At 72.7% G+C, this 22,622-nt stretch carries 15 protein-coding genes and 2 pseudogenes; 7 read left to right on the top strand and 10 right to left on the bottom strand.

Annotation, left to right across the window (positions count from 1 at the left end; genetic code table 11):
• Positions 1-21: 21 nt before the first annotated feature.
• Entirely contained in the window at positions 22-858 is an 837-nt protein-coding gene (gene modA, locus ABEB13_RS06985; RefSeq protein WP_345704735.1) for a molybdate ABC transporter substrate-binding protein, read from the bottom strand.
• A 260-nt stretch (positions 859-1,118) separates the two neighbouring features.
• Here modA and ABEB13_RS06980 point away from each other — a divergent pair, with 260 nt between their 5' ends.
• Positions 1,119-1,637, top strand: coding sequence for a hypothetical protein (locus ABEB13_RS06980; RefSeq protein ID WP_345704734.1), 519 nt, complete (start codon positions 1,119-1,121; stop codon positions 1,635-1,637).
• A 137-nt stretch (positions 1,638-1,774) separates the two neighbouring features.
• Positions 1,775-6,615 (top strand): annotated as a pseudogene (locus tag ABEB13_RS06975) (molybdopterin-dependent oxidoreductase).
• A 161-nt stretch (positions 6,616-6,776) separates the two neighbouring features.
• Here the strand turns inward: ABEB13_RS06975 and ABEB13_RS06970 are convergent.
• From ABEB13_RS06970 to ABEB13_RS06960, 3 genes and pseudogenes are all read right to left on the bottom strand, one after another.
• On the bottom strand, positions 6,777-7,793 hold the full coding sequence (locus tag ABEB13_RS06970) for a DUF3048 domain-containing protein (RefSeq protein WP_345709573.1): 1,017 nt from the start codon (positions 7,791-7,793) through the stop codon (positions 6,777-6,779).
• A gap of 61 nt (positions 7,794-7,854) precedes the next feature.
• Positions 7,855-11,408: pseudogene (gene dnaE / locus ABEB13_RS06965) on the bottom strand (DNA polymerase III subunit alpha).
• A 100-nt stretch (positions 11,409-11,508) separates the two neighbouring features.
• Positions 11,509-12,549 carry a magnesium and cobalt transport protein CorA gene (locus ABEB13_RS06960; RefSeq protein WP_345704733.1) on the bottom strand — a complete coding sequence of 347 codons (1,041 nt, stop codon included), beginning with the start codon at positions 12,547-12,549 and terminating at the stop codon, positions 11,509-11,511.
• A 278-nt stretch (positions 12,550-12,827) separates the two neighbouring features.
• On the opposite strand from ABEB13_RS06960, the gene ABEB13_RS06955 reads away from it, so the two are divergent.
• The 4 genes from ABEB13_RS06955 to ABEB13_RS06940 are packed head-to-tail and all read left to right on the top strand — an operon-like array spanning position 12,828 to position 15,596.
• Positions 12,828-14,696 carry a PAS domain S-box protein gene (locus ABEB13_RS06955; protein WP_345704732.1) on the top strand — a complete coding sequence of 623 codons (1,869 nt, stop codon included), beginning with the start codon at positions 12,828-12,830 and terminating at the stop codon, positions 14,694-14,696.
• A 56-nt stretch (positions 14,697-14,752) separates the two neighbouring features.
• Positions 14,753-15,160: a hypothetical protein gene (locus ABEB13_RS06950; RefSeq protein ID WP_345704731.1), complete on the top strand. Its 408-nt coding sequence runs from the start codon at positions 14,753-14,755 to the stop codon at positions 15,158-15,160.
• Between the two features lie 50 nt (positions 15,161-15,210).
• Positions 15,211-15,429, top strand: a complete 219-nt coding sequence (locus ABEB13_RS06945) for a hypothetical protein (protein ID WP_345704730.1) — start codon at positions 15,211-15,213, stop codon at positions 15,427-15,429.
• Positions 15,426-15,596, top strand: a complete 171-nt coding sequence (locus ABEB13_RS06940) for a hypothetical protein (protein ID WP_345704729.1) — start codon at positions 15,426-15,428, stop codon at positions 15,594-15,596. The genes ABEB13_RS06945 and ABEB13_RS06940 overlap by 4 nt, the downstream gene beginning before the upstream one ends.
• A gap of 86 nt (positions 15,597-15,682) precedes the next feature.
• Here ABEB13_RS06940 and ABEB13_RS06935 read toward each other — a convergent pair whose 3' ends face one another.
• The 6 genes from ABEB13_RS06935 to ABEB13_RS06910 form a co-directional block, all read right to left on the bottom strand.
• Positions 15,683-16,795, bottom strand: coding sequence for a sensor histidine kinase (locus ABEB13_RS06935; protein ID WP_345704728.1), 1,113 nt, complete (start codon positions 16,793-16,795; stop codon positions 15,683-15,685).
• Positions 16,796-17,036: 241 nt separating this feature from the next.
• Positions 17,037-17,702: a response regulator transcription factor gene (locus ABEB13_RS06930; protein ID WP_345704727.1), complete on the bottom strand. Its 666-nt coding sequence runs from the start codon at positions 17,700-17,702 to the stop codon at positions 17,037-17,039.
• 157 nt (positions 17,703-17,859) lie between these two features.
• Positions 17,860-19,113: a COG4705 family protein gene (locus tag ABEB13_RS06925; protein WP_345704726.1), complete on the bottom strand. Its 1,254-nt coding sequence runs from the start codon at positions 19,111-19,113 to the stop codon at positions 17,860-17,862.
• A gap of 59 nt (positions 19,114-19,172) precedes the next feature.
• Positions 19,173-19,868, bottom strand: a complete 696-nt coding sequence (locus ABEB13_RS06920) for a response regulator (protein WP_345704725.1) — start codon at positions 19,866-19,868, stop codon at positions 19,173-19,175.
• The gene (locus tag ABEB13_RS06915) at positions 19,865-20,860 is read right to left on the bottom strand and encodes a sensor histidine kinase (protein WP_345709572.1); all 996 of its coding nucleotides are present in this window, start codon (positions 20,858-20,860) and stop codon (positions 19,865-19,867) included. The genes ABEB13_RS06920 and ABEB13_RS06915 overlap by 4 nt, the downstream gene beginning before the upstream one ends.
• A 62-nt stretch (positions 20,861-20,922) precedes the next feature.
• A complete protein-coding gene (locus tag ABEB13_RS06910; protein WP_345704724.1) occupies positions 20,923-21,510 on the bottom strand; it encodes a sensor histidine kinase in 588 nt (195 codons plus the stop codon).
• A gap of 244 nt (positions 21,511-21,754) precedes the next feature.
• Between ABEB13_RS06910 and ABEB13_RS06905 the strand changes: the two genes are divergently transcribed.
• On the top strand, positions 21,755-22,621 hold the full coding sequence (locus tag ABEB13_RS06905) for an ABC transporter ATP-binding protein (RefSeq protein WP_345704723.1): 867 nt from the start codon (positions 21,755-21,757) through the stop codon (positions 22,619-22,621).
• Position 22,622: the final 1 nt, after the last annotated feature.

The following is a 22,622-nucleotide window of genomic DNA, read 5'->3' as shown; positions in this document are numbered from 1 at the left end:
TGGCGACGCGGCGGCTCCCGGTCAGGCGCTCAGGAACCCGGCGTCGGTCAGGACCTTCTGGCCGTCGGGGGACTTCACCAGCGCGACGAAGGCACCGGCTCCCGCGCTGTTGGGCGCGTGCGTGAGCGGGGCGATCGGGTAGTCGTTGACGGCGGAGGAGGCTTCGGGGAAGGCGACGCCGTCGACCTTGCCCGCGGCGGACTTCACGTCGGTCTGGTACACGAGGGAGGCGTCCGCCTCCTTGAGTTCGACCTCGGTGAGGGCGGCCTTGACGTCCTGTTCGTAACCGACCGGGGTGACCTGCACGTTGCCCGCTGCGAGGGCCTTCTGGGCGGCGGCCCCGCACGGGACCTCCTTCGCGCACAGGACGACCTTCAGGCCGGGCTCGGCGAGGTCCTGCAGCGAGGCGATGTGGTGGGGGTTGCCCGGCACGGTGGCGATCTCCAGCTGGTTGCGGACGAAGGTCGTCGGGGTTCCGGCCGCGTCGCCCTTGTCCGTGACGGTCTTCATGGTGGCCGGGCTGGCGGCGGCGAAGACGTCGGCCGGGGCGCCGTTGACGATACTGGCCGCGAGGGCGTCGCTGCCGGCGAAGTCGAAGACCACCTCGGTGCCGGGGTGGGCTGCCTCGAACTGCTTGCCGATCGTCGTGAAGGCCTCCTTCAGCGATGCGGCGGCGAACACGGTCACCGTCCCGCCGACCTTCGCCGTGGACGAGGCACTCGCCGCGGCCGTCGCGGCGGACGGCGAGGCCGCCGACGTGGTGGAGCCGCTCGACGAGCAGCCGCCGAGCGCCAGGACGAGCGCGGCGCAGCCGCCCACCAGTGGCAGCATCCGGCGGCGAACGGTACGGGTCGGCATCGGGTTCTCCCTGGGGGCGGCGGCACTCGTCGGTGTGCACTGCGTCGAGCCTAGATTCGCATCTGCGAGGGCGATCACTTGATTGAGCTCGCAATCGCCCAATGGTGTGAGCGATTCAGCTGTCTCTCGGCCTGCCCGCCACGTCACGGCGCCCTTCCGGCGAGACCTCACGGCCCCGCGGCGCGCACCGTGAGCGGACCGGCGCAGGGCGGCAACGCAACACGTCCGGAGCGGAAAGACGGCGGCGGCAGGCTGGCACCATGCCTCTCCCCAGGGCGGACGCCCCTGCCGCGCATACCGGACGGTCCGGCCCGGGGACGCCCTGGCGGCGGCCGCGCGAGCTCGCGCACGCCACCGGCGTCCCGACGGCCGCCCGGGCCGTCACGCTGGAGCAGGCGGCCGGCCTGACCCTCGCGGACGACCTCCGCACCCACCTGCCGCTGCCGGCCTTCGACACCTCCGCGATGGACGGCCACGCTGTGGCCGGCTTCGGCGCCTGGCGGCTGCGCGGCGCCGTCCGGGCCGGCAGGGTCCGGCGCGGCGTGCTCGCGGCGGGGAGGCGGTGGCGGTCTCCGCCGGCGCGCGCGTCCCGGCCGGCTCCGAGGCGGTGCTGGTGGTCGAGCGCGCGGCCCTGCCGGGCAACTGGGCTACGCCAGGACCGAGGTCGTGCTGACGTCCGGCACGAGGGCCTGGGCCCACCTCGCTGCACCGGCCGGGGGCCGACGCGTAGCGCCCGCCGCGCTCACACGCCCGCGGCGCGGGCTGTGCGGTCGGCTTAACGCCCCGTACCCACCGAGCGTGACGACCCGGTAATCCGGCCTTCCTACGGTGATGATCGTGGGAACTCCCCACCGCCCGCCGTGCCACGCCCACCGCGTACGGGGGCGACGCCGCGATCCCGGGGGAGGGCGATTCGGTGACGACGCCAGGCGCGAAGACGGACGGCGTCCGGACGGTCTGCTCGTACTGCGGCGTCGGCTGCGGGATCGTGCTGGAGATCGGCCGGGACGCCGCCACCGGGCGGCGCACCGCCAGGAAGTCCTCCGGGGACAAGCAGCACCCGACGAACTTCGGGCGGCTCTGCACCAAGGGCTCGACCAGCGCGGACATGATGGCCGCGCCGGGGCGGGTCGGCAGGGCGCTGATCCGCACCGAGCGCGGGGCCGAGCCCGCAGAGGCGGACGTGGACGCGGCGATCACCGCGGTCGCCGGCCGGCTGCGCGCCATCCTCGACGAGCACGGCCCGGACGCGCTCTCCTTCTACGTCTCCGGGCAGATGTCCCTGGAGGCGCAGTACCTCGCCAACAAGCTCGCCAAGGGCTTTGTGCGGACGAACCAGATCGAGTCCAACTCCCGTCTGTGCATGACCAGTGCCGGTTCCGGCTACAAGCTGTCGCTCGGGGCCGACGGCCCGCCCGGGTCCTACCGGGACTTCGACCGGGCGGACGCCTTCTTCGTCATCGGCGCCAACATGGCCGACTGCCACCCGATCCTGTTCCTGCGGATGATGGACCGGATCAAGTCGTCCGGCGCCAGGCTCATCGTCGTCGACCCGCGCCGCAACGCCACCGCCGACAAGGCCGACCTGTTCCTCCAGATCAGGCCCGGCACCGATCTCGCCCTGCTGAACGGCCTGTTGCACCTGCTGGTGGAGAACGGCCACACCGACGAGGCCTTCGTCGCGGAGTTCACCGAGGGCTGGGAGGAGATGCCCGCCTTCCTCGCCGACTACCCGCCGGCGGAGGTCGCCCGGATCACCGGCATCCCCGAGGCGGACATCCGGCAGGCCGCGCAGTGGATCGGCGAGGCGGGCGAGTGGATGAGCTGTTGGACGATGGGCCTCAACCAGTCCACGCACGGCACCTGGAACACCAACGCCCTGGTCAACCTCCACCTCGCCACCGGCGCGATCTGCCGCCCCGGGTCCGGCCCGTTCTCGCTGACCGGCCAGCCCAACGCGATGGGCGGCCGCGAGATGGGCTACATGGGTCCCGGCCTGCCCGGCCAGCGCTCCGTCCTCGTCGACGCCGAGCGCGCCTTCATCGAGGACCTGTGGGGGGTCGACGCGGGCACCCTGCGCACCGAGGTCGGACGCGGCACGGTGGAGATGTTCGAGCAGATGGCGGCCGGTGACATCAAGGCGTGCTGGATCATCTGCACCAACCCGGTCGCCTCCGTGGCCAACCGCCGGACGGTCATCGCCGGCCTGGAGGCCGCCGAACTGGTCATCACCCAGGACGTGTTCGCGGAGACCGAGACCAACGCCTACGCGGACGTGGTGCTGCCCGCCACGCTGTGGGCCGAGTCCGACGGCATTATGGTCAACTCGGAACGGAACCTGACCCTCGTCCAGGGGGTCGTCGACCCGCCGGGACAGGCGCTGCCCGACTGGCAGTTGATCGCCCGGGTGGCCTGCGAGATGGGCTTCGCCGACGCCTTCGGCTACACGAGTGCCGAGGAGGTATTCGAGGAGCTCAAGCGGGCCTGGAACCCGAAGACCGGCTGGGACCTGCGCGGTGTCAGCTACCAGCGGCTGCGCGAGACCCCGGTGCAGTGGCCGGCCGCGTCCCCCGACGGCGACGACCGCAACCCGATCCGCTACCTCAACGACGGCGTCAGCCAGACCCTGCTGGAGCGGGACGGCACCCGGCCCCGGCTGGTCTTCCCCACCGCGACCGGCCGCGCGCAGTTCTTCGGCCGCCCGCACCTGCCCGCCGCCGAACTCCCCGACGACGACTACCCGTTCGTTCTCAACACCGGCCGCCTGCAGCACCAGTGGCACACCCTCACCAAGACCGGCAAGGTCGCCAAGCTCACCAAGCTCAACCCCGGGCCGTTCGTCGAGCTGCACCCGGAGGACGCCGCCGCGATGGGCGCCGAGGACGGCGACCACATCGAGGTCGCCTCCCGCCGAGGCCGCGCCGTGCTGCCCGCGGTGGTCACCGACCGTGTCCGGCCCGGCAACTGCTTCGCGCCGTTCCACTGGAACGACCTGTTCGGCGAGTACCTCAGCATCAACGCCGTCACCAACGACGCGATCGACCCGATCTCGTACCAGCCCGAGTTCAAGGCATGCGCCGTGGCGCTGCGCGTGGTGCCCGCGCCCGAACCCGAGGAGGCCGCTCCCGTGCCGGCGGACGCCGACCCCGCTCGCCCGGCGCAGCAGTCGCCCGCCGCGCCCTTCCCGCAGCAGGCCGGCACTGTCCCTGCGCCGGCCGCCGTCCCCGCGCTCGCCCTTCCCGCGCTCGGCGTCCCCGCGCTCGGCGTCCCCGCGCTCGGCGTCCCCGCGCTCGCCGCCCTGTTCGGCGTCGCCGACCTGGTGCCCCCGGTGCTCGCGGAACCCGAGCGCCGCTACCTGTCCGGGTATCTCTCCGGTGTCGCGCTGGCGCCGGCCGCCGGGGTCCCGGTGCTGCCCGCGGGTGCGCCGTTCGCCCCGGAGTCGGCGCTGTGGGTGGACGGCGTGCTGGCCGGCATGTTCTCCCGGACGGCCGCCCCTGGTGCTCCCGCCGCGCTCGCCCACGGGCCGGCTGCCCCGGTCGCCCCGGACCGGTCCGGCGGCACCGCCGGTGCCGTCACCGAGGCTGCCCCCGCCCGGGAGTTGATCGTGCTGTGGGCCTCGCAGACCGGCAACGCCGAGGAGTACGCCGCCACGGCGGTGGCGCGCCTGGCCGAGGCGGGGCGTCCCAGCACGCTGCTCGCGATGGCCGACGCCACGCTCGACCGACTCACCGCGGGCACCGATGTGCTGGTCGTCTCCAGTACGTTCGGTGACGGGGAGGCGCCCGACAACGGTGCCGGCTTCTGGCAGGCGCTGGCGGCTCCGGACGCCGCACGGCTGGAGGGTGTGCGGTTCTCCGTGCTGGCGTTCGGGGATTCCAGTTACGACGACTTCTGCGGTCACGGGCGGCGGCTGGACGAGCGGTTCGCGGAGCTCGGCGCGACCCGGCTGCACCCGCGGACGGACTGCGGCCCCGACGACGAGGAGGCCGCGGACGCCTGGCTCGGGACGGTCCTCGACCTCCTGGACACACCTGCCGGTGCCGCGGCCGACGCCGCCCCCGCCCGGGAGTTGATCGTGCTGTGGGCCTCGCAGACCGGCAACGCCGAGGAGTACGCGGCGACCGTCGGCGCCCGGTTCGCCGAGGACGGCAGAGTGCCGTCCGTCCGGAGCATGGCCGACGCCACGCTCGACCAACTCACCGCGGGCACCGATGTGCTGGTCGTCTCCAGTACGTTCGGTGACGGGGAGGCGCCCGACAACGGTGCCGCCTTCTGGCAGGCGCTGGCGGCTCCGGACGCCGCACGGCTGGAGGGTGTGCGGTTCTCCGTGCTGGCGTTCGGGGATTCCAGCTACGACGACTTCTGCGGCCACGGCCGGCGGCTGGACGAGCGGTTCGCGGAGCTCGGCGCGACCCGGCTGCACCCGCGGACGGACTGCGGCCCCGACGACGAGGAAGCCGCCGGTCAGTGGCTTGACCGGGTGGCCGACGCCCTCACCGCCCCGGCCGGGCGGCAGCCCGCGCCCGCCCCGGCCGCGACGGCCGCCGCCGGGGCACCGGCGCCGTCGGGGCCCGCCGCCGCGGCTGCCGTCGCGGGCCCCGCGCTCCTCCCGGCGGCCCGGCCGGCCGCATCTGCGGCCTTCTCGAAGGCGTCCCCGTTCGCCACGCTCCTGATCGGCAACCGGGTGCTCAGCCTGCCCGGATCGCAGAAGGAAGTCCGGCAGTTCGCCTTCGACACCCGCGGCGGCGAGCTCGCCTACGAGGCCGGCGACGCCCTCGGCGTGTGGCCGGCCAACGGCTCCGCACTCGTCGCGGAGTGGCTCGCCCTCACCGGCCTCGACCCCGAGGAGGGCGTCCGGCTGTCCGACGGCGGCGACATCCCGCTCGGCGAGGCCCTGCGGACCCGCCTCGACATCGCCCGGATCACCCCGGACCTGCTCAAGTTCGTCGCCGAGCGCACGGGGACCGCGACCTCCGGCGGCTGCTGCGGCCCGACAACAAGGGCGAGCTGGCGAAGTGGAGTTGGGGCCGGCAGGCCGCAGATGTGGTCGGTGCCTTCCCCGTCCGGGCGTCCGCCGCCGAATGGGCCGGTGTGCTCAAGCGCCTTCAGCCCCGGCTGTACTCCATCTCCTCCAGCCCGATGGCGCACCCCGGCGAGGTCCGCCTCACGGTGTCGGTCGTCCGCTACACCAACGACCGCGGCCGGGACCGCAAGGGCGTCTGCTCCACGTACCTGGCGGACTGCGCTGACGACGGCCCGGTGCCGGTGTTCGTCCAGCGCTCGCCGCACTTCCGCCCGCCCGCCGGCTCCGCCACTCCGATGATCATGGTGGGTCCTGGGACCGGCGTCGCGCCGTTCGTCGGTTTCCTGGAGGAACGGCAGGCCCGCGGCCACACCGGCCCCAACTGGCTCTTCTTCGGGGAGCAGCGGGAGGCCACCGACTTCTACTACCGCGAGGAGCTGGAGGCCTTCCGTGCCGGCGGCCACCTCGACCGCCTGGACGTCGCCTTCTCGCGCGACCAGCGCAACAAGATCTACGTGCAGGACCGGATGCGGGAGCAGGGCCCGCGCCTGTGGCGGTGGCTCCAGGAGGGCGCCCACTTCTACGTGTGCGGCGACGCCGGGCGGATGGCGAAGGACGTCGACCAGGCCCTGCGGGAGATCGTCGCCACGCACGGTGGCCTGGACGAGGAGTCGGCCGCGGCCTACGTCCGGCAGCTGGCGAGCGACAAGCGCTACGTCCGGGACGTCTACTGACCGGCCGCCCCGGCCGTCGGCCTCCGGCCCGCGGCCCTCGGCCCACCGCCTTCCTCCGGAGTGCACCGGTCCGGGCCTCGTCGGCGGCCAGGTCGGTGAGGGCGCAGGAGGTGCTGGACGACTGCCGACCGCAGCTCGGGAGTGCGCCCCGGCGGGGTCGCTCAGGGCACCATGACCATCAGCACGGGCCCGGTGGCGAAGGTCATGGGGGTGCCGTCGGCGAGGGTGAACGAGGTGCCCGCGGCGGGGTCGGGGCGGCTCCAGCGGGTGTCCCACACCTTGCCGTCGCGCAGCACCTCCGCCCGGCCGGAGCCGGTGGTCCGGGTGAACACCTCGTTGTCGGGGTGTCCGGCGTTGTGGTCGGTGAACAGGCCGGGCACGATGCCGACGTGCTGGGCGACCACCGTCGCGGTGCCGGACCAGCCCGGGCGGCCGTCCACGGTGACCTGGTACGTGCTGCCGTCGAAGCGGACGCCGAGCGAGGCGGCGGGCAGGTGCCAGGTCCGGGCGTCGAGGGCGGTGCCGCCGGCGGGTGCGGCGCCGAACACGAAGCCGGGGGAGCGGGCGGGCACGGACGGGTACCGGGCGAGGACCTGGTGCGGGTCGACGAAGGTCGGGTCGGTGCCCCGGTTCGTGAACAGACCCGGGTCCGTGAGCGGGGTGACGCTCTGCAGGTCGGCGGCGGCGAGCAGCGGAAGGAGCCCGCTGATGGCCCCGCTGTAGGCGAAGTCGAGACGCCCGTACTGCTGCAGGAGCGGGATGTCGGTCTGCCGGGCGGAGCGGACGGGCCCGACCGAGGCGGGCAGATGGTTCGCGTCGTAGACGGCGAGGAACCGGGACAGGCCGCCCTCGACCTGGATCCAGTACACGATGTCGGCCTGTGCGAGCCCCCGGTGGAGCGCCTGGACGCCCGCGCCGACGTTGTCGATCTTCACCGCGAGGGTGTTGCCCGCGGTGCCGACGTTGTCGAGCGGGTTGGCCCCCGCGGCGGCGGACGTCGTCCGCGCGGGCTGTCCGGACGAGGTGGGCGTGCACGCCTGGACGGCGAGGAGCCCGGCCGCGGCCGCGGGGCCGCGATCGTTCGCCCGAACCTCGCCGGACGGCGGCGGCCCCCGCCTCCCGGCCGGACCCGTGTGTCGGTCATGTCCGTCTGATACCCGCGAACGCGGGTCGGCCACCACAGCGGCCGGGCCGGCGGGGCGCGGCCCCGGGCCGGTCCGGGGCCGGGCCGATCGGCCGCTACACCGTCCCCATCCAGGCGGTGGTGCCGAACAGCGTCTTGATGTCGGAGGCGAGGCCGTGCTCGGGGTTCACCCGGGGGCCGAGCTCGTACAGGGTGTTCTTGTCCCAGTTGGTGGTGAGCAGGCGGATCGGCACGTCCCCCGGGTGCTCCTGCAGGGTCCGCTTGAGCTCGGCCACCAGGTCGGGGGTGATCTTGCCGGTGGGGACGGTGATCTGGACGGGCGGCTTGGTGCCGAGCTCGGCGGAGGAGACGTCGAGCGTGGTGATCTCCTGGCCGAAGATGCTCAGGGAGCCATCGCGCTCGTTGAGCCGTCCGCGGGCCGAGATGACGTTGTCCTCGACCATCTGGTCGGCCATGAGGTTGTAGGTGGCGGGGAAGAACAACACCTCGACGGAGCCGTCGCGGTCGGCGAGGGTGATGATCGCCCACGCGTTGCCGGCCTTGTTGATCCGGCGATCCACCGCTGTGATCAGGCCGGCGAGCCGGACCTCGCCCTCGGTGCGGCCGGAGCCCATGAGTTCGGCGATGGACGTGTCGCGGTTGCGGGAGAGGATGTGCTCGGCGCCGTCGAGCGGGTGGCTGGAGACGTACAGGCCGAGCATCTCCCGCTCCAGGCTGAGAAGTTGCTTCCGCGGCCACTCACGGTCGGTGAGCTCGAAGTCCAGGCCGATCGCCGGAGCTCCGTCGCCGCCGTCGAGGGCGCCGAACAGGTCGTCCTGGCCGATCGCCTGCTGCTTCTTGAGGCCGGTGACGGCGTCGATCGCGGTCTCGTGCACGGTGCTGAGCGAGAGGCGGGAGTGGCCGAGGGAGTCGAAGGCGCCGGCCTTCACCAGGGAGTCGACGGTGCGCTTGTTGCACACCACCAGTTCGACCTTGTCCAGGAAGTCCGGGAAGGAGGCGTACTTGCCCTTCTCCTTCCGGGTCTTCACCAGCGATTCGATGACCGGCACACCGACGTTGCGGACGGCCTTCAGGCCGAACCGGACGTCGGTGCCGACGGCGGTGAAGTCGACCACGGACTCGTTGACGTCCGGGGAGAGGATCTTGATGCCCATCTGGCGGCACTCGGCCAGGTAGACCGCCATCTTGTCCTTGTCGTCGGCGACCGACGTGAGCAGCGCGGCCATGTACTCGGCCGGGTAGTTGGCCTTGAGATAGGCGGTCTGGTAGGAGACCAGGCCGTACGCCGCGGAGTGCGATTTGTTGAAGGCGTAGCCGGCGAACGGCACCAGCACGTCCCACACGGCCTGGATGGCCTCGTCGGAGTAGCCGCGTTCGCGGCAGCCGGCCTGGAACGGGATGAACTCCTTCTCCAGGACCTCCTTCTTCTTCTTGCCCATCGCGCGGCGGAGCAGGTCGGCCTGTCCGAGGCTGTAGCCGGCCAGCACCTGGGCGGCTCGCTGCACCTGCTCCTGATAGACGATCAGGCCGTAGGTGGGGCCGAGGACTTCGGCCAGCGGCGCCTCCAGCTCCGGGTGGATCGGGATGATCTCCTGCTGGGCGTTCTTGCGCAGCGCGTAGTTGGTGTGCGAGTTCATGCCCATCGGGCCGGGGCGGTACAGGGCGCTGACGGCGGAGATGTCGGCGAACTCGGTGGGCTTCATCAGCCGCAGCAGGGCGCGCATCGGGCCGCCGTCGAGCTGGAACACGCCCAGGGTGTCGCCGCGGGCGAGCAGTTGGTAGGTGGTCGGGTCGTCGAGCGGGATCTTCTCGATGTCGACGTCGGCGCCCCGGTTGGCCTTGACGATCTTGATGCAGTGGTCGATGATGCCCAGGTTCCGCAGACCCAGGAAGTCCATCTTGATCAGGCCCATGGCTTCGCACGACGGGTAGTCGAAGCCGGTGATGATCACGCCGTCCTTGTCCCGCTTGTGCAGCGGGATCAGGTCGAGCAGCGGGGTGGAGGAGAGGATCACGGCGGCGGCGTGCACGCCGGTGCCGCGGATCAGGCCCTCGATGCCCCGGCCGGTGTCGATGATCTTCTTGACGTCGGGCTCGTTGTCGTAGAGCGCCCGGATCTCGGTGCCCTCGTTGTAGCGCGGGTGGCTGTCGTTGAAGAGGTCCGCGAGCGGGACGCCCTTGCCCATGACGTCCGGCGGCATCGCCTTGGTGATCCGGTCGCCCATCGCGAACGGGTAGCCGAGGATGCGGTTGGCGTCCTTGACGGCGGCCTTGGCCTTGATGGTGCCGAAGGTGTTCACCTGCGCGGTGTACGCGGAGCCGTACTTGTCGGTGACGTAGCGCACCATCTGGTCGCGCTGGCGGTCGTCGAAGTCGATGTCGACGTCCGGGGGTTGATGCGCTCGGGGTTCAGGAACCGCTCGAACAGCAGGTCGTGCTCCAGCGGGTCCAGTTCGGTGATCCGGGTGAGGTACGAGACCATCGACCCGGCTGCCGAGCCACGGCCCGGGCCGACCGGGATGCCGTTGTCCCGGGCGTACTGGCAGATGTCCGCGACCACGAGGAAGTACGCGTCGAACCCCATCGGGGTGATGACGCCCATCTCAAGCTCGATCCGGTCCAGCACCTCCTGGCTGGGGTTGTCGCCGTAGCGGATCTTCAGTCCGGCGGCGATCTTCTTCCGCAGGTACGACGCCTGGGTCTCGCCCTCGGGCACGTCGAACTGCGGCATCCGGTCGACGTAGGTGAAGACGTCCTCGTACGACTCGACCCGCTCGGCGATCAGCAGGGTGTTGTCGCATGCCTCCGGCAGTTCGCGGAAGAGTTCGCGCATCTCGGCCGCGGTCTTGATGTAGTAGCCGGTGCCCTGGAACTTGAAGCGGTTCGGGTCGTCCTTGTTCTTGCCCACGCCGACGCAGAGCAGGCTGTCGTGCGCGTCCGCCTGGTCGGCGGTGACGTAGTGCGAGTCGTTGGTGGCCAGCAGCGGGATGTTCAGCTGCTTGGCGAGCCGCAGCAAGTCCTGCCGGACGTCGCGCTCGATGGACAGGTCGTGGTCCATCAGCTCCAGGAAGTAGTTCTCCTTGCCGAAGATGTCCTGGTACGCGCCGGCGGCCTTGACCGCCTCCTCGTACTGGCCGAGGCGCAGCCGGGTCTGCACCTCGCCGGAGGGGCACCCGGTGGTGGCGATGATGCCGGTCGCGTTTGCGGCGATCAGCTCGCGGTCCATTCGGGGCTTCATGTAGTAGCCCTCCATCGACGCGAGCGAGGAGAGCTTGAAGAGGTTGCGCAGGCCGGTCGCGTTCTGTGCCCACATGGTCATGTGGGTGTAGCGGCCGCCGCCGGAGACGTCCTTGCCGCCCTCGCCGTCCGAGTTCGCCGGGCGCTGGCCGCCGGGGGACCAGAACACCTGCTTCTTCTCGAAGCGCGAGCCCGGCGCGACGTACGCCTCGATGCCGATGATCGGCTTCACCCCGGTCTTGGCCGCGGAGTGGAAGAACTCGTACGCGCCGAACATGTTGCCGTGGTCGCTCATCGCGATCGCGGGCATGCCCTGTCTCTCCGCCTCCGTGAACAGCTTGCCGTTCTTCGCGGCCCCGTCCAGCATCGAGTACTCGGTGTGGACATGCAGGTGGGCGAAGGTGTCGGACACGGGGCTGGGGCTCCTTGCGGATCGGCGACCGGAGGGAAGTTCCCCACCCTAACGGGTGCCGGAGATCGACTCGCCGTGGTCGCGCGGGCGACCGGATCCCTCACTCCCCGCGGCGCGCGTGCGGGGCGGTGTCCTGCGGGCGCGGGGCCGGGCCGCGGCGCTGTCGGCGCAGCCAGACGTACAGCACCAGGCACGGCAGCAGCAGGCCGCAGACACTGAGCGTGAGGAACGCCCGGAAGCTGCCGATGTGGTCGACCAGCCAGCCGAAGTTCTGGCCGAAGAAGCCCACCACGAAGGAGAGCGGCAGGAAGACGGTCGCGACGACGGTCAGCCGCTCCATGATGGCGCTCTGCCGCAGGGTGATCGTGTTCTGCTCGACGGAGATCACCGCGATATTGGCCTCCAGGACGGTGGTCAGGAGGTCCCGCTGGGCGGCGACCTCCTCGTTCACCAGCAGCAGGTGGTCGTGTACGTCGCGCAGGTAGGGCAGGAGTTCCGCCGGCGCCCGGCCGGGCTGCAGCCGCCGGCCGAGCACGGCGAGCAGCGGGTGCACCGCGCGGTAGAAGTCGGTGGCCTCGCGGCGCAGGAAGTAGATCCGCTCGGTCGGCGCGACCGTCCCGGAGAAGACCGTGGACTCGATCTGCTCGATGTCGCGCTCCAGCTCCGCGACGACGGGCGCGTAACTGTCGACGACCTGGTCGAGGATCGCCCACAGGGTCGAGTGGCTGCCGGTGCGCAGCAGTTCGGGGCGGCGTTCGAGCCGGCTGCGGGCCCCGGCCAGTTCGCTGGCGATGCCGTGGCGGACGACGATCACGAAGTGCTCGGCGAGGAAGATGCTGATCTCGCCGGTGTCGATCTCCTCGCGCTCGTCGTCGTAGCGCGCGGTGCGCAGGATGATCAGCTCCGTGCCGTCCTCGTACAGCTCCGACTTGGGCCGCAGGTGGAAGGCCTGGGCGTCCTCGACGGCGAGTTCGTGCAGTCCGAAGATCTCGCGGACGCGTTCCATCTCCTCGGGGCCGGGCTCGAACATGCCCAGCCAGACGAACCCGCCCTGCCGGCAGTGGGAGGCCGCCTCCTCCAGGGGCATCGCGCCCTCGTGCTGGCGACGTCCGTCCCGGTAGTGCGCGCAGTCGACGATCACGGCCTTCCTCCTCGCTCCCGATGCTCCTCCGATCCGGCCGCCGTGTCCCTGCGGCGGGCCTGGCGGAACGGGGGCGTCCGGTCCGGTCGCGAAGCGACAGAAATGCACCGAAGCAGATCATTCGGCAGGGGATTCCGCACACCGGTCCACCGGCCCGCCCGGTCTGACTAGCGTCCTCTCCCATGGTCGCCCCGCGCAGTCGCCAGGTTGATGATTCCCCGGGTCGAGGTGGTGCCGGTGCTGCGGCGATCCCTCGACAGAGTGCCCCGGACCGGGACATGGACGAGCTGCGTGCAGCCGAGGAGCGCTTCCGGGGGCTGCTGGAGTCCGCCCCGGACGCCATGGTGATCGTGGACGACGGCGGCGTCATCCGGCTGGTCAACGCACAGACCGAGGCGCTCTTCGAGTACCGCAGGGACGAACTGCTCGGCAGGCCCGTGGAGGTCCTGCTGCCCGAGCGGTTCCGCGCCCACCACCCGCGGCACCGCGGCGGCTACACCGCCACCCGGCGCACCCGGCCGATGGGCTCCGGGCTCGACCTGTACGGGCTGCGCAGGGACGGCACCGAGTTCCCGGTCGAGATCAGCCTCAGCCCGCTGGAGACGGCCGAGGGCCTGCTGGTCTCGGCCGCCATCCGGGACGTGAGCGACCGCAAGGCGGCGGAGGCCAGGATCAGTGAACTGGCCGCGCTGGTCGAGTCCTCGCAGGACGCGATCATCACCCACACCCTGGACGGCCGGATCACCTACTGGAACGCCGCCGCCCACCGCCTCTACGGCTACAGCCCGGAGGACGCGTCCGGCCGCCACATCGGGACGCTCGCGCCGCCCGACCGCAAGGAGGAGGTGACCGACCTGCTGGACCGCCTCGCGCGCGGCGAGCGGGTGGAGAACCACGAGTCGCTCCGGGTGGCGGCCGGCGGACGGCTGCTCGACGTCGACGTCACCCTCTGGCCGACCCGCGACCAGTACGGGGCGATCCGCGGCGCCTCCGCGATCGTCCGTGACGTCGCGGACCGCAAACGGGCCGAGCTGGAGCTGACCCGGCTCTACGAGCAGCAGCGGCACATCGCGCTGACCCTGCAGCGCAGCCTGATGGGCTCGCCGCCCGAGATCCCCGGCATGCGCACCGCGAGCCGCTACCTGGCCTCGACCGAGGGGGCGGGCGTCGGCGGCGACTGGTTCGACCTGGTGCCGCTCGGCGCGGGGCGCATCGGCGTCATCGTCGGCGACGTGATGGGCCGGGGGCTGGAGGCCGCCGCGGTGATGGGGCAGCTGCGCTCGGCGGCGCACGCCCTGGCCAAGACGGGCATGCCGCCGCGGCAGCTGATGCAGGCGCTGGACGCCGTGGTCGCCGACCTGCCGGACCAGCTGGTCACCTGCTGCTACCTGGTGATCGACCCGGACGCCGGCGAGGTGGCGATCTGCTCGGCCGGCCACCTGCCGGCCCTGCTGGTCTCGCCGGACAACACGGTGCGCGAGCTCGTCGCGCCGGTCAGCGTCCCGCTCGGGGTGGGCGACGTCCCGCACCGGCAGGCCACCGTCCCCGTCCCGCCCGGCTCCACGCTGGTGCTCTACACGGACGGTCTTGTGGAGACCCCGGAGAGCGACCTGGGCACCCAGCTGTCCTCGCTCGCCGCCGAGCTGGAACGCGCCTTCGTCCGGACACCCGACCTGGAGGTGGTGGCCGACCGGGTGCTGCGGGCGATGCTGCCCCGGACGGACCGGTACCCGGACGACGTGACCCTGCTGCTCGCCCATCTGCCGGCCCCGCCGCTGGCGACCGCCGCGCTCGAACTGTCCGCGCTCCCCACCGCGGCGGCGGCCGGCCGCCGCTTCCTGCGGGCCACCCTCGGGGAGTGGGACTGCTCCGCGGTCGAGGACACCGTCTGCCTGATCGGCTCCGAGCTGATCACCAACGCCGTCCGGCACGCCCGGGGGCCGATCGGCCTGCGCCTGCACCGCACGGCCAGGGAGCTCACGGTGGAGGTCTCGGACACCAGCCCCGCCCTGCCGGTGCCCCGGCTCGCCGACAGCGACAGCGAGGACGGCCGCGGCCTGTCCCTGGTGGAGATGCTCGCCCGCAGCTGGGGCGCCCGCCCGACCGCGGCGGGGAAGACCGTCTGGTTCACCCTGGAGCTCGTCTGAGCGCTTCGGCCGGCCGATCTCCCGTCGGCCGCGCCCCGGTCGCCACCGCCCTCGGCGTGCCGGTCGACGCCCTCGGCCACTGGCTGCTGGCCGGCACCTCCACCACCCTGCCCCAGGCGTCGGTGCTCTCGGCGGCACTCACCACCCTCGGCCACACCTTCTCCGCGGCGCTGGTCGCGACCGCCGCCGCCGTCCCCGTCGCGCTGCTCGCCTGGCGGCGCGACGGCAGATTCGCCCGCGGCGCCGAACGCGCCGCCTTCCTCACCCGGGCACTGCCCGGCATCGCGGTCGCCCTCTCGGTCGTCCACTTCGCCATCCAGTACGCCCAACCGCCCCACCAGCAGCCGCCGATGCTCGTCACCGGGTACGTGATCCTCTACGTCCCGCTCGCCCTCACCGCGGTGCGGGCCGCGCTCGCCCAGGTCCCGCCGGGCGTCGAGGAGGTCGCCCGGCCGCCGTCCTGACCCGCGTCACCCTGCCGCTGATCCTGCCGGGGCTGGGCACCGCAACCGCCATGGTCGCCCTCACCGCCGGCACCGAGTTGACCGCCACCCTCCTGCTGCGCCGCACCGGCACCCAGACCCTGGCCACCCAGTTCTGGGTCTGCACCAGCGGCCTGGCGTACGGCGCCGCGGCACCGTACGCGGCCCTGATGGTCGCCATGTCCGTCCCGCCGGTCCTGCTGCTCACCCGCCGCAGCCTCGGCCCCCACCCCCGCACGGAGAACCGATGAGCGGCCTGTCGATCACCGCACTGCACGCCTCGCACGGTTCGAGCGAGGTGTTGTCGGGCATCGACCTCACCGTCGAGAACGGCGCGCCCCGGACGGCACCGCCCGGCGGCGACGGGCCGCTGTTCGTCGAGGCCCGGGGAACGGTGCACCCGGTGACCGAGGCCTGAACCCGGACGGCGTCCGGAGGGCGTCCGGACGGCAACGCCCGCGGCCGGGGGCGCGGACCGCGGTGGTCCGCGTCCCGGCGGGGCGCTCACCCGCGGGGAAGGGTCACCTCGAAGCGGCCTCCGCCCGCTCCCGGCACGCAGACCACGTCGCCGCCGACCTGCCTGGCCAGCCGGCGGGACAGCGCCAACCCGAGACCGGCGCCGTCGTGCCCGTCGTCCGGGTCGCCGCGGTAGCCCGGGGCGAACACGGCCTCGCCGATGTCCGTGACCGCGGTAGGCACCCCGTGCCCGTCGTCGGTCACCACGATCCGTGCCGCGCCCGCCGGCCCGCTGCGCACCGTGATGCCGACCCGCTGCCTGGCATGGCGCAGGGCGTTGTCCATCAGCGGCACCAGGATCCGTTCGACGACGGCCGCCGTGGCGCCGACGGCGGGCGCCGGGAGCACCGGGTCGGCCGTGACGGTGATCGCGGGCGCGGGGCGGCCCTGGCCGGCCTTCGTGGCCACGGCCTCGACGATGGGCAGCAGCTCGCTCCGGCCCGGGGCCCGGTGCGAGCCGGCCCTCGCCTCCGTCAGCAGGGCCCGACAGATCTCCTGCATCTCGGCCGCGTCGGCGGCGATCGCGCGGTGCGACCGTTCCCGGTCCGCGGCGTCGCGGCCGCGGGCCATCAGCCACTCCACCTCGGCGGCGACCCGGGCCAGCGGTGTGCGCAGTTCGTGGGACAGCTCGTTGGAGAGCTGCTGCTCGTGCCGGACGACGGCGGCCACCCGGTCGAGGAGCCCGTCCAGGCGGTCTGCCAGTGCCGCGAGCTCCACGGGGCGCGGGGCGGAGCCGAAACGCTGGGCGATGTCCGTCCCGCTCCACTCGGCGGCCTGTTCGCTCATCACCGCGACGGGCCGAAGGGCCCGGCCCACCATGCGACGCGACAGCAGGTAGATGCCCGCGACCAGGAGCGCCGCCAGGGCGACGGAGCCGACCAACGCGCTGCGGGCACTCTCCCGGTAGGGGTCGGACGACAGGGCGGTGACCACCGTCCCGACGCGGCGGGCACCGTCCAGGACGGGTACCGCCCATAGACGGTAGGACCCGAGATCCCGCCCGCCGGCGCCCGCCGCCCGCCCGGCGAGCTCCTGGGCCGCCCGGTCCAGCGCGGGGAGGCCGACGGCCGCTCGATCGGCCGGTTGCCCTCGAAGATCCACACGCCCGCGTCGAGGGCGGTGTCGTCGCTGGGCTCCCGGACGACCAGGCCGCCCGGGCCCGGTTCGAGCGTGGCTACGACCGCGGCCGCCCGGGTGCGCAGCACGTCGTCGGCCTGCGCGCGCAGCTGTGAGCCGAGGAGCACGTTGAAGGCGGCGGTGGCCACGGACACCCACAGGACGCTGGTGGCCAGGGCGACGAGGGCCAGCCGGCCGCGCAGGGTCGTCGGCCGCGGGACGCGCCTCATGCGAACCGGTATCCGACGCCGCGGACGGTGGCGACGCCGGCCGTGCCGCCGGCCTCGCGGAGTTTGCGGCGCAGTCGTGCCAGGTACTGGTCGAGGGTGTTGTCCGTGACGATCGCTCCTTCGGGCCAGCCGGCCCGCAGCAGGGCCCGGCGGCGCACCACGGTGCCGGGTGCGGCCATGAGACAGCCGAGCAGGCGGAACTCGGTCGGGGTGAGGGGCACCGGGCCGTCCGGGCCCTCCAGGAGGAACCGGGCCGGGTCGAGGCGCAGTTCGGCCGTGTGCACGGCGGGGCTGGTGCCCGCGCGTCGAACTGCCGCGCGGAGGCGGGCGGCGAGTTCGGGCAGGTGGAAGGGTTTGGCGAGGTAGTCGTCGCCGCCGGCGGAGAATCCGGAGAGGCGGTCGGCCAGGCCGTCGTAGGCGGTGAGGAAGATCACGGGCGCGTCGAGGCCCTGGGCCCGAAGCGCCTGGCAGACGTCGCGCCCGTCGGAGTCGGGCAGCCCGATGTCGAGGACGACGGCGTCCACCGTCCGGTCGGCGGACCTGAGCGCGCCGGCGCCGTCGGCGGCCGCCAGCACCTCGAAGGACTCCTCCTGCAGGCCTCGAACGAGGACGCCTCGAAGGCCGGCGTCGTCCTCCACCACGAGGATCCGGTGCACAGTCACCGCCCCAGTATCACCAACCGCCGGACCGTCCCGGTGCGCCGCCGAGGCCGCTACTCCTCCTGGCGCCGGAGCCGCCGCGGACCCGCCGCCGCGCCCGGGCGCGCCGAGGAGGGCGGCAGCCCGTCGGCCTTCGGCTGCCGCCCTGGTGACGAGGATCTCAGCCGAGCGAGGCGAGGAGGGTGTCGAGGGCCGTGGTCTCGGTGGCCCTGTTCGGGTTCGTGGCGCGCAGGGCCTTGAGGACGTGGTCGATCTCGCCGTCGAGGAAGGTCCAGGCCTGCCCGTTCGCGGGTTCGAGGGTGGGCTGTGCGTCGTCCCAGGCCTTTTCGAGGTCGGTGACCCGGGCGGTCGCGGCCGCCTGGTTGCCCGCGTCGAGCTTGGCCAGCGTGTCGGCGGCGATCGTGCGGAACTTCGCGATCTCGGCAGGAGGGAACGAGGACGTCGCCTGCTCCGGGGAGAGCGGGACGGACGCGGCGGCGGGCGCGTCACCCTCGCCGGCCACGGCCGCGTGTGGCTGCTGGTGGGCCCAGACGAGCAGTGCCGCGGTGGCGACCGCCACGACCGCGTAGTAGCCGAGCATGATCCGCTCACGCACCCGGTTCGCCGCCCGGGCGGCCGGGGCGGCGTTACGGGCCTCGATGACGTCGCTGCGGCTGCCGGTGAGGTAGAGGACCGTCGCGAGGATCGCGACCAGGAAGACGACGCTGGTCACCGCGGTGCCCAGGCCCAGGCCGCCGTCGCTGCCGGGCGAGGCGAGCCAGTCGCCCAGGTTGGCGCCGAGGGGGCGGGTGAGGATGTAGGCCAGCCAGAAGGAGAGCACCGGGCTGGCGCCGAGGCGCGACCCGACGACGATCGCCGCGATCAGCCCCAGCGGAAGGAGCACCGAGACCCCCGGGGTCCAGCCCGTGAGCTCCAGGGTCCAGTCGCCGGTCGCGGTGCCGAGGGCGAAGGTGACCAGGACGGCGAGCCAGTAGAAGAGCTCACGGGGACGGGTGACGATGCTGTGGATCGACAGCGTCCGCTCGCGGGCGTACCAGATCCCGAAGACGACGGCGAGGACGCCGGCGAACGCGCTGCTGCTCACCGCGAGGGGAACGCCCTGGCTGTCGGTGAGGATGTCGGTGTACAGGGTGCCGGTCACGCTCAGCACCACGACGGTGAGCCAGTACACGAACGGGACGTAGCGCTTGGTGCCGAGCTGCCAGCCCAGCGCCCCGGCCAGGACGGCGGTGAAGATCAATGAGGTGTTGATCAGACCGACGCCGAGCGTCATGTTGATCCAGTCGGCGAAGCTCTCGCCGACTGTGGTGCACAGGATCTTGATGACCCAGAACCAGATCGTGACCTCGGGAACCTTGTTCAGCATCCGTCGGGCGTCCGGCGTTGCCGAGAGCCGTTCCGTAGTGGTAGCCATGGGAGCGAGCCTCGCACCCCGGACCTGAACACGACCTGAACACCGGCGCCCGCCGGGCGTCAGACCTCGGTCGACGTCGGCCGGTAGCGGTGCTCGGGGCGGCCGGTCGTCCCGTAGCGCAGCTCCAGGCGGACCCGTCCCTCCTTGGCCAGATAGGAGAGGTAGCGCTGCGCCGTGGCCCGGGAGATGCCCGTCCGCTCGGCGACCTGGGCGGCCGACAGGTCGCAGCCCTGGGCCCGCACCGCCGCGAGGACCAGGGACAGCGTCGGCGCGGAGTGGCCCTTGGCCGGGGCGGTGGTCGCGGCCGGCCGCGCGGCGGTGAACAGCGCGTCCACCTCCGCCTGGCCGTTCTCCGCGGCGGGGTCGAGCGCCGCGACCCGATCCCGCAGCTCCCGGTAGGCGCCGAGGCGCTCCTCCAGGGCGGCGAAGCCGAACGGCTTGACCAGGTAGCCCGTCGCGCCGAGCTTCATCGCCGAGCGCACCGTGCCCACGTCCCGGGCCGCGGTGATCATCAGTGCGTCGGGGCGGTCGCCGGTCTCGTCGGCGAGCAGCCGCCGCAGCACCTCCAGCCCGCTGCCGTCCGGCAGGAAGACGTCGAGCAGCAGCAGATCGGGCGCGAGCGCCCGGGCGGCACTCAGCGCCGTCGAGACCGAATCGGCCCGGCCGACGACCTCGAAGCCGGGGATCCGGCCCACATAGGCACGGTGGATGGCGTTGACCCGGAAGTCGTCGTCCACCACGAGGGTTCTGATCACGGTGCCCCTTCCGAACGCGAACCTGCGAGGACGACCGGCGGCAACGTGAAGAGCGTGCCGAGCGGCGCCGGGTCCTGATCCGGCAGCGGCAGCGTCACCGTGAAGACCGCACCCGGGCCGTCGCTCACCGTGATGGACCCTTGGTGCCGCTGCACCAGGCGGTGGACCAGGGCGAGCCCCAGGCCCCGCCGCGCCGTACCGCGATCGGGGCTGGTCGACCAGCCGTCCTCGAAGATCGACGCGGCCGCGCCGGCCGGGATCCCGGGGCCCGAGTCCGCGACCCGCAGCACGATCGCCTCCGGCCGCTCCACGAGCGAGAGCCGCACCACGCCCGGGCTGCCGGCCGCCTCGACCGCGTTGTCCAGCAGATTGCCCGCGATCGACAGTAGCCGCCGCAGATGCCCGGGATGCTCGCCCAGCCGGGAGTCCCCGTCGAGTTCGATCCGCACGCCGCGCTCCGCGGCAACCGTCGTCTTGGCGACGATCAGACCGACCATCAGCGGGTTGCCGATCCGCTCGCGGACGCCTTCGGCCAGTGCGCCGGCCTCGTGGCCCAGCTCCACCGCGAAGTCGAACGCCGCCTCGTGCTCGCCGAGTTCGAGCAGCCCGGCCATGGTGTGCATCCGATTGGCGAACTCGTGCTGCTGAGCCCGCAGCGCATCGGTGAGACCGCGGACGGAGTCCAACTCCCGCAGCAGGCCCACCAGCTCCGTCCGGTCGCGGACGGTGACGACCGCGCCCAGCTCGTGGCCGCGGAGCACCACCGGCATCCGGTTGACCGCCAGGCAGTGATGGTCCGTCAGGACGGTCAGATCCACCCCGGACAGCGTGCCGTCCAGCGCGCTGCGCAGCCGGCCCTCGGGCAGCACGTCGCCGATCCGGCTGCCCAGCGCGGTGCCCAGCCCCAGCAGCCGGCGGGCCTCGTCGTTGACGACACTGATCCGGCCCTGCGGATCGAAGGCGAGGACACCTTCCTTGATGCCGTGCAGCATCGCCTCGCGATCCTGGAGCAGGCCGGCGATCTCCTCCAGCTCCAGGCCGAACGTCGTCCGCTTCAGGCGGCGGGCGAGCAGGTAGGACGCGGTGGCGCCGACCGCCAGGGCGCTGCCCAGGTAGAGACCGAAGGCGGACAGTTCACGGCGCAGCTGTCCGAGGACGTCCTTCTCGGCGATGCCGACCGACACCTCGCCGACCAGCTCGCCGGTCGGGCCGTGCAGGGGGCCTTGCCGTTCGCGGAGCTCCCGGTGGCGCCGTGGTTGATGCCGACCCAGGTCCGGTCGCCGAGCACCGCCAGAGGCTCCTCCACCGCCCTGCCGATCAGCTCGGGGTGCGGGTGGGAGTGGCGGATGCCCTGCAGATCGATCACCACCACGTACGACGCGCCCGACGCGGCCTCGATCCGGCCGGCGATGGCCTGCACCACGTCACCGCCGCCGCCGTACTCCATGGCGTTGCGGATCTGCGGATCGGCGGCCGTCGTCTCGGCGATGGCGAGCGCCCGCTGCTCGTACTCGCGGTCCAGCTGCGCCCGCTGCGCCTGGGCGAGCAGGACGAAGCCGATCACGCTCGTCACGGCCAGGATCGCCAGCTGGCCGGTCAGGATCCGGACGGAGAGCTTCCGGCCGCGCCCGCGTCGAAGCATCGGTGCTCACCTCCGTCCCGGGTCCGTGCTCGGGGAGATTGTGCCTGCCGGAAGGGGTTTTGCCCACCCCGGTGAATGTGAGCAGAACGAGCAGAACCTGGTTATTGCGGTGAACCTGCGCAATGTTCGCAAGACTCCCGCCCCCTGCGCCCGGTCCTACCTTCACATCACCGCGAAACACCCCGGAACAACGAGGGGTGCCGGCGGACCACCAGCACGACCCGGCCCCAAGGCGGTGCACGCAGTGAACGAGACATCCAGCGGCGCGATCCCGGCGATCGAGCTGCGCAGCGCGACCAAGCGGTTCCGCACCCCGTCGGGCGGGATATACACCGCGATGCGCGAACTGGGCATGACGGTGGCGCCCGGCGAATTCTGTGCCGTGGTCGGCCCGACCGGCTGCGGGAAGTCCACCACCCTCTCGCTGATCTCCGGCCTCGAGCCGGCCAGTGAGGGCCGCACCCTGATCCATGGTCAGCCGGTCGAGGGCATCGACCCCCGGGTCGGCTTCATGTTCCAGACCGACGCCGTCTTCCCCTGGAAGTCGGTGCTCGACAACGTCGCCGCCGGGCCGATCTTCCGCGGCACCGGCAAGAAGGAGGCCGTCGCCAAGGCCCGCGACTGGCTGCGCCGGGTCGGCCTGTCGGGCTTCGAGGACCGGCTGCCGCACCAGCTGTCCGGCGGCATGCGCAAGCGCGTCGCCCTCGCCCAGACGCTGATCAACGAGCCCGAGATCCTCCTCATGGACGAGCCGTTCTCCGCCCTGGACGTGCAGACCCGGCAGATCGTCCAGGACGAACTGCTCGCGCTGTGGGAACTGACCCGCCCCGCGGTCGTCTTCGTCACCCACGACCTGGAGGAGGCCATCGCCCTGGCCGACAAGGTCGTGGTGCTGACGGTCGGCCCGGCCACCGTCAAGGACACCTTCCGCATCGACCTGCCGCGACCGCGCAAGGTCCAGGAGATCCGCTTCCACCCGCGCTTCGTCGAGCTCTACGAGCAGATCTGGAACAGCCTGCGCGACGAGGTGCAGCTCGCCTACGCCCGCACGGCCGGTACCACTCCGGAGCCCGCCCCCGCCGACGCCGAGCCCTCCGGAGCGACCCGATGAC

The organism is Kitasatospora paranensis, assembly GCF_039544005.1.
Taxonomy (GTDB): domain Bacteria; phylum Actinomycetota; class Actinomycetes; order Streptomycetales; family Streptomycetaceae; genus Kitasatospora; species Kitasatospora paranensis.
Note: the sequence above shows the minus strand (reverse complement) of the source record. Positions and strands in the feature narration are given on the sequence as shown.

Coding starts and splice junctions, on each gene's coding strand:
- modA (WP_345704735.1), bottom strand. CDS start 858: ATGCCGACCCGTACCGTTCGCCGCCGGATGCTGCCACTGGTGGGCGGC.
- ABEB13_RS06980 (WP_345704734.1), top strand. CDS start 1,119: ATGCCTCTCCCCAGGGCGGACGCCCCTGCCGCGCATACCGGACGGTCC.
- ABEB13_RS06955 (WP_345704732.1), top strand. CDS start 12,828: ATGGACGAGCTGCGTGCAGCCGAGGAGCGCTTCCGGGGGCTGCTGGAG.
- ABEB13_RS06945 (WP_345704730.1), top strand. CDS start 15,211: ATGGTCGCCCTCACCGCCGGCACCGAGTTGACCGCCACCCTCCTGCTG.
- ABEB13_RS06940 (WP_345704729.1), top strand. CDS start 15,426: ATGAGCGGCCTGTCGATCACCGCACTGCACGCCTCGCACGGTTCGAGC.
- ABEB13_RS06925 (WP_345704726.1), bottom strand. CDS start 19,113: ATGGCTACCACTACGGAACGGCTCTCGGCAACGCCGGACGCCCGACGG.
- ABEB13_RS06915 (WP_345709572.1), bottom strand. CDS start 20,860: ATGCTGCACGGCATCAAGGAAGGTGTCCTCGCCTTCGATCCGCAGGGC.
- ABEB13_RS06910 (WP_345704724.1), bottom strand. CDS start 21,510: ATGCTTCGACGCGGGCGCGGCCGGAAGCTCTCCGTCCGGATCCTGACC.